At 60.6% G+C, this 13,212-nt stretch carries 12 protein-coding genes and 1 pseudogene; 6 read left to right on the top strand and 7 right to left on the bottom strand.

What is annotated here, in order from left to right:
* Positions 1-337, top strand: a pseudogene (locus ACRESD_RS23580) (AAA family ATPase); the annotation flags it as partial.
* A gap of 1,341 nt (positions 338-1,678) precedes the next feature.
* Here ACRESD_RS23580 and ACRESD_RS23575 read toward each other — a convergent pair.
* The 3 genes from ACRESD_RS23575 to ACRESD_RS23565 all read right to left on the bottom strand — a co-directional run bounded on the left by ACRESD_RS23575 (position 1,679) and on the right by ACRESD_RS23565 (position 3,599).
* Positions 1,679-1,969 (bottom strand): DUF3144 domain-containing protein, encoded by a 291-nt coding sequence (locus ACRESD_RS23575; protein ID WP_431753107.1) that lies wholly within the window; start codon positions 1,967-1,969, stop codon positions 1,679-1,681.
* Positions 1,970-2,179: 210 nt separating this feature from the next.
* On the bottom strand, positions 2,180-2,875 hold the full coding sequence (locus ACRESD_RS23570) for a tRNA (adenine(22)-N(1))-methyltransferase (protein ID WP_431753106.1): 696 nt from the start codon (positions 2,873-2,875) through the stop codon (positions 2,180-2,182).
* 13 nt (positions 2,876-2,888) lie between these two features.
* Complete coding sequence (locus tag ACRESD_RS23565; protein WP_431753105.1) at positions 2,889-3,599, bottom strand: FadR/GntR family transcriptional regulator; 711 nt, start codon at positions 3,597-3,599, stop codon at positions 2,889-2,891.
* 349 nt (positions 3,600-3,948) lie between these two features.
* On the opposite strand from ACRESD_RS23565, the gene ACRESD_RS23560 reads away from it, so the two are divergent.
* Positions 3,949-5,310: an MFS transporter gene (locus tag ACRESD_RS23560; RefSeq protein ID WP_431753104.1), complete on the top strand. Its 1,362-nt coding sequence runs from the start codon at positions 3,949-3,951 to the stop codon at positions 5,308-5,310.
* Positions 5,311-5,329: 19 nt separating this feature from the next.
* A complete protein-coding gene (gene gudD / locus ACRESD_RS23555) occupies positions 5,330-6,655 on the top strand; it encodes a glucarate dehydratase (protein ID WP_431753103.1) in 1,326 nt (441 codons plus the stop codon).
* A 233-nt stretch (positions 6,656-6,888) separates the two neighbouring features.
* Here gudD and ACRESD_RS23550 read toward each other — a convergent pair whose 3' ends face one another.
* Positions 6,889-7,248 (bottom strand): addiction module antidote protein, encoded by a 360-nt coding sequence (locus tag ACRESD_RS23550; RefSeq protein ID WP_431753102.1) that lies wholly within the window; start codon positions 7,246-7,248, stop codon positions 6,889-6,891.
* 188 nt (positions 7,249-7,436) lie between these two features.
* Here ACRESD_RS23550 and ACRESD_RS23545 point away from each other — a divergent pair, with 188 nt between their 5' ends.
* On the top strand, positions 7,437-8,498 hold the full coding sequence (locus tag ACRESD_RS23545) for an alpha/beta hydrolase family protein (RefSeq protein ID WP_431753101.1): 1,062 nt from the start codon (positions 7,437-7,439) through the stop codon (positions 8,496-8,498).
* A gap of 50 nt (positions 8,499-8,548) precedes the next feature.
* Here ACRESD_RS23545 and cynS read toward each other — a convergent pair whose 3' ends face one another.
* Both cynS and ACRESD_RS23535 read right to left on the bottom strand, forming a co-directional pair.
* Complete coding sequence (cynS, locus tag ACRESD_RS23540; protein WP_431753100.1) at positions 8,549-9,019, bottom strand: cyanase; 471 nt, start codon at positions 9,017-9,019, stop codon at positions 8,549-8,551.
* Positions 9,020-9,048: 29 nt separating this feature from the next.
* Positions 9,049-9,690: a carbonic anhydrase gene (locus ACRESD_RS23535; protein ID WP_431753099.1), complete on the bottom strand. Its 642-nt coding sequence runs from the start codon at positions 9,688-9,690 to the stop codon at positions 9,049-9,051.
* 111 nt (positions 9,691-9,801) lie between these two features.
* Here ACRESD_RS23535 and cynR point away from each other — a divergent pair, with 111 nt between their 5' ends.
* Positions 9,802-10,713: a transcriptional regulator CynR gene (cynR, locus tag ACRESD_RS23530; RefSeq protein ID WP_431753098.1), complete on the top strand. Its 912-nt coding sequence runs from the start codon at positions 9,802-9,804 to the stop codon at positions 10,711-10,713.
* Between the two features lie 100 nt (positions 10,714-10,813).
* Complete coding sequence (locus ACRESD_RS23525; RefSeq protein WP_431753097.1) at positions 10,814-12,211, top strand: PLP-dependent aminotransferase family protein; 1,398 nt, start codon at positions 10,814-10,816, stop codon at positions 12,209-12,211.
* On the opposite strand, the gene panB is transcribed toward ACRESD_RS23525, so the two are convergent.
* Entirely contained in the window at positions 12,199-13,014 is an 816-nt protein-coding gene (panB, locus tag ACRESD_RS23520) for a 3-methyl-2-oxobutanoate hydroxymethyltransferase (protein WP_431753096.1), read from the bottom strand. The two genes, ACRESD_RS23525 and panB, sit on opposite strands and share 13 nt — an antisense overlap.
* Between the last annotated feature and the right edge of the window lie 198 nt (positions 13,015-13,212).

Below are 13,212 nucleotides of genomic sequence, written 5' to 3'. Positions count from 1 at the left end.
GTGGATCTGTGAAGGCAATTACGCACGGCGCACCTTTGACCTGCGCCTGCCCCGCGCCGACCTCATCCTCTGGCTCGACACTCCGCGCACCACCTGTCTGCGGCGCGTACTGGTACGCAGCCTGCTGGACCGCCCGCGCCCGGACAAACCTTTGGGGTGCAAGGAAAAGCTCGACAGGGAATTCCTGAATTTCCTGAATTACTGCTGGAACTACGACCGAGTAAGCCGACCAGGCATCGAAGCAGCACGTCTGGCAGTCGCACCGCAGGTTCCTGTGGTTCATCTGCGCAGTACGCGGCAAGTGGCAGAGTTCTTGATGGCATTGCCCACTCCCCCATCACCCACTCAATCTACATATACGGCCTCATCCGTACCCTCACCGAAAGCAGTCCCCACACGGAACTGGCAATCACTTGTCAGCAGTTGGGATGGCTTCGATCGCGAAGCCGGCCTTCGGGCAATCCGGTCGGAGCAGACCAGCGAGCGGCTGTCAGCGATTATCGAACGGCTCAACGATTGGGTGCCTCAAGTGCGCGAAGCCGCGAGGCTCGCACTCGATGACTATTTGACGCCCAGCTATACGACTTGGCTGATCGCTCAACTTCCCGCGATTGTCGCGCTCGAAAAGCGCAAGCGAGAAAACCACCGCGTCACGCTCGACAAACTTGAGGCGTTGCTGGCCACGCCTGAATGCCTACCGCTGTGCACACCGGCTTTACACGCCAGCCACGGCCAATGCGCGCGCTTGCTTTTTCGGGTTCTCGCTCAATCAATGACGGATGAAGAGAGGGAGCCGTTTTTGATAATGAGCCTGCATCACCCCGACTTCAGTGTGCGACGACTGGCCCTTGCCCGGGCCATGGAACTACCGCAAGCAGCGGCTCAACGAGCTGTCGCATTCGGGCTCGCCAGCAACAGCAGCATTCTCAGGAGGCTCTCGTTCCTGGAGGCTTTGCGGATACCCGCGGGGCGTACTCGACTGATCGAAGATTTTTTAATCGACCCCTCGCCTGCGACGAGGTCAACTGCGTTATGGGCCGCCAAAAAATATGGCGTCGAACCCGCGCACGTCCTTCAGGCGCATCTGCGCGGCAAAACACCGGATACGAAAGCCCAGTGGCTGGGTGTACTTGGGCTGGCGCAGGACTTGAACATGCCGACGACTGAAAGCTGGTTAGCTGCGGCACAGGAACAAAAGAGCGGCGCGGTTCGCTCGCTGGTATTGGACATTGAAGGCGGCGACCGACCTGCACGTTTGATTGCCGCGATCACAGATCCATCCAAGAGTGTGTTTGAGGCGGGTGTCACAGGCTTGCGTTCTCAGCCCTGGAGCGTCATAGCGTCAGCGTTTACCCGCCAACTTGAAGACCTCTGGGCCAACCTGACCTCTGCTCGGCGCCTGGCGCTGCTTGAGTTGATGCCTAAATGGACTCAGGCAGGATTTCTTCTTCAGCAGCTTCAAAGCGCACCCGCTGAGCCGACTTCACTGGAGCAGATTCGCCTATGGGCCGACGCTCAGGTCTACGCGATCACGGATCGAGAGACACCCAAAAACCAGCGTGATCAGATCATTGAACAGTTGATCGCGCTTGAGGCAAATCAAGCGTTGCCAGCCGGTGCCATTTCCAGGATCGCGTGAAGCATTGCAGTGCAACACCGAGCGCCCCCGACGCCCTGCTTATTTGGTGAGCATGTACTGGCTGAAATTATTGATGTGATCATCCAGATTGTCCTCAAGCATCATCCGGTACTGATCGCAGAAATACTTCAGCATTGCCTCCCGCGCCTGGGCCATTTCTGCGCCGGACTTGAAGTTGCGTGCGCTGGCCCAGGCGTTGAAACGCGTGGTGCCGAACATCATCGAGGCACTGACTTCGCCGAGGTTTTCACAGGCCTTGAGTTGTTCGTTCGACAGTTCGATGTGTGCGTCGGCACGGTCGTAGAAGGCTTGGTCGGTGGTGTCGGCCATGGCGCGGTTCCTGGGTGGGTGAGCGAATGAAGGACGGCATTGGAGCATAAGACTCGGCGTTAGGCGAACGCTGCTCGCAGTCCTATGTGGGAGCTGTCAAGCCCCAGCGAGGCTGCGAAGACGGCAGCACAGCCAATAGAGATGTCGCCTGAGCCACCGCTTTCGCAGCCTCGCTGGGGCTCGACAGCTCCCACATTTATTCGGTGGCGGTCAGGCGAGTAAGGCCGTGATCCAACGCGCCTGCCGGGCCACTTCCTGCATCTTTTCCTCCGGCACCCGCTGCCGTGCCTGCTCAAAGCTGGCCAGCGTCTTGTGCTTCTGGCGCAGCATGCGCTGCCACTTGGCCAGGAACACGGGGCTGCGCGTCTGCATCTGCAAGGGGCCGAAGTACAGTTGTTCGGCGCTGTAGACCACCGGTTCCGCACGTTCGGCGACGATGATTTCGTAGTAGAAGCGGTTTTCCTGCAGCAGCTCTTCGTGCAGGATCGGGTAGCCGTTATCCATCAACCACTGGCGCAGCGGTTGCTCGCCACCGTTGGGTTGCAGGATCAGGCGCTCCTGGCCGCTCAGGTGCGTTTTACCGCTGTCGAGGATGTCGCGAATGGTTTCACCGCCCATGCCGCACAGGCTGATCGCAGTGATCCCGTCACCCGGTTCGATGGCCGCCAAGCCACTGGCCAAACGCACGCTGATGTGTTGCTCCAGGCCGTTGTCACGCACGGTGCGCTGGGCCGCATGAAAGGGTGTGGTCGCCACCTCTCCCGCCACCGCTGCCGAAATTGCACCACGGTGCATCAAGGCCACCGGCAGGTAGGCGTGGTCGGAGCCGATATCGGCCAGGCGTGCATCGGCCGGCACGTTCGCGGCCACACGCTCCAGGCGCATGGACAAAGTGTGTTCGTTCAACAGTGGTTCCTTTTCATTCCCCGGAAAACCGATCCCGGCTATTGGTCAAATGCAACACCATGGCGGCCCGCGCTGCGTCCGGGTCCTGGCGTTTGATCGCATTGAAGATCGCCTCGTGCTCCAGGTTCGCCAACTGCCCCAGCTTGGCAAAATCCGCCCCGCCACGTTCAACGCCCTTGACCTGGGTGCGCGGGATCATCGCATTGCCCAGGTGCAACATGATCTCGGTAAAAAACGTGTTGCCGGTAGCCTCGGCGATCAACTGGTGAAAGCGTTTGTCTTCTTCCACGCAGCTGTCGTTGTTGGCCAGCGAAGCCTGGTAGTCATCCAGCGCCTGGCGCATATGGGCCAGTTGCTCGTCGGACCTGCGCAGTGCCGCCAGGGCCACGGCCTGCACTTCCAGGCCCAAGCGCAGTTCAAGCATGTTGCGCACGCTGGCGACGGTGTCCACATGCAAGCGCAAGCCTTGCTGGGCCCGCGGCTCCAGCACGAAGGTACCGATGCCGTGACGCGTCTCCACCAGGCCCGAGGCCTGCAACTTGGAAATGGCTTCGCGCACCACGGTGCGGCTCACGCCGTGCTCCAGCACGATAGTGGATTCAGACGGCAGTTTTTCGCCGGGCTTGAGTTGCCCGAGCAGGATGCGCTGAGTCAGCGCGTCGACCACACCTTGGGCCAGGTTATTGGAGCGTCTACGGACAAGGGTTCCGTTTTCAATGGGCATCGCTGCGGGTCCACGGGTTGGGCTGATGGGAGCTTAACACCCCGCTCCGAGCCTGCGCAGGCTTGATTGACCGGCCAAACAACTTGTATGACAACTAATCTGATTGAACAACTTCCCAGCGATCTTCGCCGCCCGTTTTCGACTGCCTCAGCGCCTGCCAAACGTACGCAAAAACACGCACACCAACCAATGAAAATGGGCAAATAACCATAAATAGTGATACAGCCACGGCCTTATAAGCACAAAAACATCCATCACCCAATTGCGAAGCCAAGAAAATCACTTGTATGATGTCTATCAACAAAGCATGCAAACCCGCATAAAAACAAATCAGGGGGAGTTTTGAATTGTGAACAATTCAAGCCAAGTATCTGCCGCCGCAGAAATTGATTCGGTGCTCAGCCGCGCCGTGAGCAAAGTGAAGAGCCATGTGCTCCCACTGTTCGTGGTCATGTTCATCCTCAACTACATCGACCGGGTCAACATCGGCTTCGTGCGCACGCACATGGAGCATGACCTGGGCATCGGTGCCGCTGCCTACGGCCTGGGTGCCGGGTTGTTCTTCATCGGCTACGCCCTCTTCGAAGTGCCGTCCAACATGCTGCTGCAAAAGGTCGGCGCACGGATCTGGCTGACCCGCATCATGTTCACCTGGGGCATCGTCGCCACGTTGATGGCGTTCATCCAGAACGAAACCCAGTTCTACATCCTGCGCTTTCTGTTGGGCGTGGCCGAGGCGGGCTTTTTCCCCGGCGTGATCTACTACTTCACCCGCTGGCTGCCAGGTGTCGAGCGCGGCAAAGCGATCGCGATTTTCCTCAGCGGTTCGGCCGTGGCTTCGCTGATTTCCGGCCCTTTGTCAGGCGCGTTGTTGCAGATCGAAGGGTTCGGTTTTCATGGCTGGCAATGGATGTTCGCCATCGAAGGCCTGGCCTCCGTGGCATTGGGATTCTTCGTGTGGTTCTGGCTCGACTCCAACCCCCACGACGCTAAATGGCTGACCCGCGAAGAGCAGGACACCCTGGTGGACGCCATTGACGAGGAACAGCGCCAGCGTGATGCCTTCAACACGGTCAAACCGACCCTCGGCAAGTTGCTCAAAGACCGCCAGATCCTACTGTTCTGCACCCTGTACTTCTGCATCCAGCTGACGATTTACGCCGCCACTTTCTGGCTGCCGAGCATCATCAAGAAGATGGGCGACTTGAGCGACGTGCAGGTCGGCTTCTTCAACTCGATCCCCTGGTTGATCTCGATCATCGCCATGTACGCCTTTGCCGCGCTGTCGGGCAAGTTCAAGTTCCAGCAAGCCTGGGTGGCCGCCGCGCTGTTGATCGCTGCGGCGGGCATGTTCATGTCCACCACCGGCGGGCCGATCTTTGCCTTTGTGGCGATCTGTTTTGCGGCCATCGGTTTCAAGTCCGCCTCTTCGCTGTTCTGGCCCATCCCCCAGGGCTACCTGGATGTGCGCATCGCCGCTGCCGTGATCGCGCTGATCAACTCCATCGGCAACCTGGGAGGCTTTGTCGCGCCCACCACGTTCGGCTTTCTGGAGCAGACCACCGGTTCGATCCAGGGCGGCCTTTATGGCCTGGCCGGCACTTCGGTGCTGGCGGCGATCCTGGTGTTCTTCGCCAAGACTTCACCTGCTCCCACGCTGGCTTCGCCGGATGTTGCGCCAACGGCCACCGCCATCAGCAAACCTCTTTGAGCTTAATTAGGACATTGTCATGACTACCCCCGTCGTCACCCATTTCCAAGTCATCCCCGTGGCCGGCCACGACAGCATGCTGCTGAACCTGAGCGGCGCCCATGGGCCGTTTTTCACCCGCAATATCGTGATTCTCAAGGACAGCTCAGGCAAGACCGGCGTCGGTGAAGTGCCCGGTGGCGAGCGCATCCGCGAAACCCTGGAAGACGCACGCAGCCTGGTGATCGGCCAACCCATCGGCCAGTACCAGCGCATCCTCAACCAGATGCGCAGCACCTTTGCGTCTCGCGATGCAGCGGGACGGGGCCTGCAAACCTTTGACCTGCGCATCACCATTCATGCCGTCACCGCCATGGAAGCCGCCCTGCTCGACCTGCTGGGCCAATTCCTCGAAGTGCCAGTGGCTGCCCTGCTCGGCGAAGGCCAGCAACGGGATGCGGTAAAAATGCTCGGTTACCTGTTCTACATCGGTGACCGTACGACGACTGATCTGGCCTACCGCAACGAGGCGGACGCCGACGATGAGTGGTTGCGCCTACGCCACGAGAAGGCCCTGACCAGCGAGGCCGTGGTACGCCTGGCCGAAGCCGCCAAAGCGAAATATGGCTTCAACGACTTCAAGCTCAAGGGCGGTGTTTTGAGCGGCGACGCGGAAATCGAAGCGGTCACCGCCTTGGCCGAACGCTTCCCGGATGCGCGCATCACCCTCGACCCGAATGGTGCCTGGTCACTCCAGGAAGCCATCCGCTTGTGCCGTGATCAACATCATGTGCTCGCCTATGCCGAAGACCCATGCGGTGCGGAAAACGGCTATTCGGGCCGTGAAGTCATGGCTGAATTCCGTCGCGCCACGGGCCTCAAGACCGCCACCAATATGATCGCCACCGACTGGCGCGAAATGGGCCACGCAATCCAGCTGCAATCGGTGGACATTCCCCTCGCCGACCCACACTTCTGGACGATGCAAGGCTCGGTGCGCGTGGCGCAGATGTGCAACGACTGGGGCCTGACCTGGGGTTCGCACTCCAATAACCATTTCGATATTTCCCTGGCAATGTTCACCCACGTGGCGGCGGCGGCACCGGGCGATATCACCGCTATCGACACCCACTGGATCTGGCAGGACGGCCAGCGCCTGACCAAAGAGCCGCTGAAGATCGAGGGCGGCTACGTGAAGGTACCGGCCAAGCCGGGCCTGGGCGTGGAGATCGACATGGACGCGGTGACCAAGGCCCACGAAGTCTACAAAGGCATGGGCCTGGGCGCGCGGGACGACAGCGTGGCGATGCAGTTTTTGATTCCAGGCTGGCGCTTCAATAACAAGCAGCCTTGCCTGGTGCGCTAGCGCCTTCACTCGATGCAGCCAAGGCCAGCTTCACCAGCTCCTTGCGCTGCATCGCGCGTGGCAGGCGTAGGCGTCGATGTCCAGGTAGGCGGAGCCTGCGGTCACGACCCTCATGTTTGAATCTCCTTGAAATGCCCCTCAGGTGCCGACAGTGGCGCGGTGTTTTGGGCTGAGGGAAATTCCCATGGATTCATGACAAAAACATGACGACTGCGGGAGTGACACAGTAAACATCAGGGTTTGCCGGGGGTTGCCTGTTTTGACATCGGCTGCACCGTCAACTCCACCCCTAACGCCAGCATGAGTTTCTGGACCGTCTCATAGCGGGTTTTTGAACCGCCTTTGAGGGTTTTATACAGGCTCTCCCGATTAACCCCCGCCGCCTCGGCCACCTTGTTCACGCCCTGTGCCTTGGCGACTTCGGCCAGCGCCTTCATGAAGACCTGCGGGTCTTGGGACTTCATGCTTTGCGCCAGGTAAGCGCTGATGGTTTCAGGGCTGTCGAGAAAGCGCGAGGCTTCATAGACGGTCGTGCCGGATGTATCAAGGTCGAGGATCGGCATGTCCTCGGGTTTGAATTTCGATTCGCTCATGTCATTGACCTCTCAGGGCATCGAGGATCTCTTTTGCCCGTTTGATTCTTCTTTACTGGTCGGCTTGTCACTGTAGCCTACTGGCTACTTAATGCCGACACCAGCTATTTCCTAGCCCCGTACTCCCCCCTACTCAACCCACCCACTTCCAGTCATGATGCGCCCTCACTTCAAGGACGATAAAAACAGTGAAAACCCCCTTCGCCGCCCTCCTTCTGCTTTGCCTGGCCGCTCCCGCATTCGCTGACGCAAGCGCCATCGGCTTCAAAACCACGACCCTGCCCGACACCCACAATAATCGCCCCCTGGAGCTGGCTGTGTGGTACCCGAGCACAAGCACTGCCAAACCCGAGTTGATTGCTGACTCCGTGGTATTCATCGGCGCCCTCGGCGTGCACGACGCAGCGCCGGCAGCAGGCGAACATCCGCTGGTGGTGCTTTCCCACGGTTACGGTGGCAATTGGGGCAAACAGGTGTGGTTGGCGAGTGGCTTGGCGCATCGGGGTTACATCGTGGCAGCGGTGAACCACCCCGGCACCACCAGCAAGGATCGCAGCCCGGCTGCCGCTGCGCAGCTATGGCAACGCCCGGCCGACCTGAGCCGTGCGATCGACGCGGTCTTGGCCGCACCAACGTCATTCGGCGCGGTGGCTAAAAACAGGATTGCTGCGGTGGGTCATTCCCTCGGCGGCTGGACCGTGATGGAAATCGCCGGCGCGCGCTTCGACCCAGACCTGTTCAGCCAGGACTGCAGCGCACACCCGAAGCTGGGCGGTTGCATTGGCTATCAGGAGATGAACCCCGCCGCCACGCCAGCCGGCAAGGCCCGTCTGGCGGCAGACTTGAGCGACAAACGCGTCACCGCGATTGTGTCTTTGGACCTGGGCCTGTCACGCGGCATGACCGACGCCAGCCTTGCAGTGCTGCCGGTGCCGGCGCTGGTGATTGCAGGCGGCGTGCCGACAGAGGATATGTCCCCCGAGCTGGAGTCGGCCCACATGGTCAAGCGCCTGCCAGAAGCATCGACGCAGTACGTGGAAATCAGCGATGCCACCCACTTCAGCTTTATGTCGATCTGCAAGCCGGGGGCGGTAGCATTGATTGAAGAAGGGTCACCGGGCGATGGCAAGATTTGCCGGGATGGCGACGGCGCACGGCCACGAGCGGTGATACAGCAGCAGGTGGTAGAGCTGATCAGCGGGTTTCTGGCCCGGACAAGCGTGCAGAACCAGGCAATCACCAAACGCTGACCACTCGATGCAGCCCGGCGCCTCGTGGCGCCGGGCTTTTCACACCACGATCAGAACGGTTTGGTCGGCAGGTATTTGCCATCCAGGGTAATCACGGCGCGGGAACCACCGTCCGGGTCATCGACTTTTTTGACGTCCAGCTTGAAGTTGATGGCGCTGATGATGCCGTCGCCGAATTTCTCGTGAACCAACGCCTTGAGCGTAGTGCCGTAGACCTGAATCATTTCGTAGAAGCGGTAGATGGTCGGGTCGGTGGGGATGCCGTTGCCAATGCTGCCGCGTAGCGGAATGGTTTGCAGCAGGACGACCGCATCCGCGTCGAGCCCCAAGGTGTCGGCAACCGCTTGCGCAGCCTTGGCCGGCAGTGGGTGTTGCCCAAGCAAGGCCGCGGTGACGAAGGCTTCGTGCAGGCCGGTGCCTTCGGCGATCTGGGCGAACGACAAGTCTTTGCGAGCCTTGGCCAACAGGATCACGTCGGTCAGGGCAAGGCGAGTGTTCTGGCTGATTTGTGACTGGATCATGGGGTTATCTCCGTGGGTAAAAAACAGGTTCAGTGAGAAACAGCACGAACGGTCGGGTTGTCGGCAAGCGCGACGAACTTACCGGTGTGGCTGTCGAAAGCTTGGATGCAGCCGCTTTCGATGTCGTAGACCCAGCCATGCAGCGTCACGCGCTTTTCTTCAAGGGCGAGGCGCACCGATGGGTGCGTCTGGATATTGGCCAACTGTGCGATCACGTTTTCACGAACCATGGACGCGACTTTGGCGTGCGGGTCGGCATGCTGGCGGGCCTCATTGACGACCCGGCCAGAGTCGGCATAACGCAACCAGCCGGCCACGGCGGGCATGTGGTCAAGGCATTGGCAAGTGGCGATGGCGGTCATGGCGCCGCAGTCGGAATGCCCGCAGATTACGATGTCGCTGACTTGTAGCGCAGCGACGGCGTATTCCACCGAGGCCGACACACCACCCGGCTCCGGACCGTAGGACGGCACGATATTGCCGGCATTGCGAATCACGAACAGGTCGCCAGGCTCCCTCTGCGTGACCAGCTCAGGCACCAGGCGGCTGTCGGAGCAGGAAATGAACAACGCCCGTGGGCTCTGCTGATTGGCCAGGTCCCTGAACAGGCCGGCGCGCTCGGGAAAGGCGTTACGTTGGAACTTAAGGAAACCGTCGATGATGTCTTGCATGGGTGACTCCATGGGGTCGCGATGCGATGGAGCAAAGGTTACGCAGCCCTTTTGATAAGGTAAAAGTCTGATATATGATCAAACTCATTAGATAACCTTATGAGCCCACACATGCTGGCACGACACATCCAGTACTTTCTTGCCGTGGCGCAATACGAAGGCTTCACCAAAGCCGCGACGGCCCTGCATGTCTCGCAACCGGCACTGTCGCAGCAAGTGCGGCAATTGGAAGAAAGCCTCGGCGCACAATTATTCGACCGCTCGGGGCGCAAGACGCGTCTGACCGATGCCGGGGAGGTTTACCTGCGCTATGCGCTGCGGGCAGCACAGGAACTGCAGGAGGGCAAGCGTGCGATCCACGACGTGAGTGATTTGAGCCGGGGGACGCTACGGATTGCGGTGACACCTACGTTCACCACTTATCTTGTCGGGCCGCTGGTGGAGGTCTTCCACCGTCGCTACCCGAACATCACCTTGAATGTGCGTGAGCTCTCTCAGGAACACATGGAAAGCCAACTGCTGGCCGATGAGCTGGATGTGGGCATTGCGTTTGATGAGGTGCATGCACAGGACATTGACGCCTGTCCCCTGCTGCTAGAAACCCTCGCACTGGTGGTCGGCAAACAGCATCCGCTAGCGGCGCAGCAGGCTATCGGCCTGGAGACCCTGGGCGCCGAATCCATGGTTTTGCTGAGTAAAGCGTTCGCGACCCGCGAGCAGATCGACCGCTACTGCAACCAACACGGCATCCGTCCGCGCGTTGTCATGGAGGCCAATGTGATTGGCGCGCTGATTGAGGTGGTACGCAGGACCACGCTGTCGACGCTATTGCCAGCCGCCCTTGCGCGGGCGTATCCGGATTTGGTGGCCATTGAGCTGGGACCGCAGCCGCTGCAACGCACTGCGGTGGTGATGCAACGCACAGGGGTTTATCAGTCGGCGGCGGCGCGGGTGTTTATTGAGGTGGCGAAGGAAGTCGCGGCAACGTTTGGCGACAACGCAGCCATCGCCAGCTTCAACTAAACACCAAAACCTCGCACAATCGACAGCCCTTTTCCCCGACTGGAAGCCCCATGCAACGGATTGCGATGCGCCTCAAGGGCTTGCCCGTCGTCTCAGAGGCATGCCCCGAGTGAGCCAGGAAAGCACCACCGCGTTTGCCTACCAAGCGGTGTACCGCTACCTCGTCGAATTAATCGAGGCGGCCCCTGCGCGCAGCGAACAAAAACTGCCGTCGCTGCGCCAACTGGCGCGGCGCCTGGGGGTGTCGGTGTCGACCACCAAGTACGCTTATGCGCTGCTCGAAGATGAAGGCCGGGTCGAGGCCAGGCCCAAGTTCGGCTACTTCATCAAAGTGCTCCCCGGCGCCGTATTGCCCACTGGCGCGTCCAGCTTGCTCGACCAGGTCTTCGCCAACGCGCGCCAACCGGGAACGCTGGCGCTGAGCAGCGATGCACCGGCCATGTTGCTGTCACTCGAAAACCCGCTGTGGACGGTGGAGCGTGAATTGGCGCGGCAACTTCCACGCTCGCTTGCGCCCCAGTACCTGCCGTTTGGTGATCCCGAGTTGCGCGCCGCGTTGGCCGAGCGTTACACCCAATCCGCCGACCGCTATTGGCAAGCCGATGACGTGTACATCGGCGCCGACCTGCACAGTGTGTTGGACCTCTCCCTTGACGCCTTGGGCCTGGCGGGCACGGTGGCGTTGGTGGAATCACCCTGTTCGTGGGCGGTGTTGCGTCAACTGGCAGCGGCGAAGGTGCGGGTGATCGAGCTGCCCCTCGACGCGAACGGGTGTTTCGACCTGGCGGCACTCAATGGGTTGCTCCAACAGGAGTCGATTCGGTTGGCGGTGCTGTCATCGACCGTGAATATTCCCCAAGGCGGCCTGATGCCGGCCCAGGACAAACAACAGATCTGCCGCTGGCTGGCGGAGCGGGACATCTGGCTGTTCGAGAACGACACCTACGGCGAGTTGCATTTCGGGCCACCGCCGGCGCGTTATCGCGACTTTGCCGACCCCAGCAGATTGCTGGTGTTCTCGACGTTCGACAAAGTGATCGGTGCGGAGGCGCCCTACGGTTACGTACTGTGCCGCGAGCAAGCGCCAGCCTTGCAGCGACTGTTTCTGGAGCGGGGTTTTCGTCTGTCACCGCTCCGTCAGAAAGCCATCGCCAAGCTGTTCACCTCCCGGCGCCTCGACGTCCATTTGAAAGCACTTCGGTCGCGTCTGTGGGAACGCATGAACCAACTCAAAGCCCTGCTGGACGCCCACGATCTGTGGCACGTACAAGTGCCCCACGGTGGGGCAAGTTTCTGGTTGCAGGCCAAGCGTCCCGTGGACATGCGCCAGGTGTTCGAACATCTGCTGGCCCAGCGCATCGTCATCGCCCCCGGCGAACTGTTCAGCCAGCAAGGAGCCTGGCAGCAGCATCTGCGCCTGAGCTTTACCCTCGACTGGAGCAAAGATATTGCCCAGGCCGTGCAGCAACTGGCACAGGCGATGCGTCAAAGCCCGTAGCAGTGCCGCGCTTCGGGGAAGCGGCCATGGCGCACGTCGTCGGCAAAGCGCTCGCAAGCCTCGCGAATCACCGCCCCGACATCGGCGTACTGTTTGACGAAGCGCGGCAAGTGCTCACCGCCCAGGCCCAGCACATCTTCGGTGACCAATACCTGGCCGTCGCACGCGGGTGACGCACCAATGCCGATGGTGGGCCTGTTTGCATCCAGGGTGATCTGTCGCGCCACACCCTCGGCCACACCTTCCAACAGCAGGCTGAAGGCGCCCGCCTCCAGGTTGGCGCGGGCATCTTCGGCAATCACCGCACCGGTTTGCGCCGTGAGGCCCTGGGCCTTGAAGCCCCCCATCACATTGACGAACTGCGGCATCAAGCCCACATGGGCCATTACCGGAATACCTCGCGCCACCAGAAACTCGACCGTACCCGCCAGCGCCTGATTGGCTTCCAGCTTGACCGCGTCGCAACCCGTGCGCGCCAGCACCTGGGCGCAATTACGAAAGGCCTGCTCGTTGGATTCCTGATAGCTGCCGAAGGGCATATCGGCGATGACGCAGGCCAGCCGCGTGCTGTCGACCACGGCGCGGGTGTGGCCGATGATTTCTTCCAGTTGCATGCTCAAGGTCGAGGCGCGGCCGTAGCCAACCATCGCCGTGGAGTCGCCGACCAGAATGAAGTCGACCAGCGGGTCGATCAGCTTGGCGATGGCACTGGAGTACGCCGTCAGCGAGACGATTTTCTGCTGGCCCTTCATCGCCACCAGTTGGGGAACGGTCATGCGTTTGGTACGGGTGTGAATGCTCATCAGGGGCTTCCGTTTGTGCTGGATACCCGTCCCGATTATTAGCAAAAAGCCCCAAGGTTCAATGCACAGATCGATGCTGAAAAGCGACTCAGATCACGGCCAGCGCCTGTCAGTTAACCCACTGCGGAAAGCTCTTGTAGTGAGCGGGCTTGCCCCGCGCTGGGTGGCGCAGCCGTCCCAAATTCAGGCGCCGCGGCC

Source organism: Pseudomonas sp. (genome assembly GCF_050739995.1).
GTDB lineage: Bacteria > Pseudomonadota > Gammaproteobacteria > Pseudomonadales > Pseudomonadaceae > Aquipseudomonas.
Note: the sequence above shows the minus strand (reverse complement) of the source record. Positions and strands in the feature narration are given on the sequence as shown.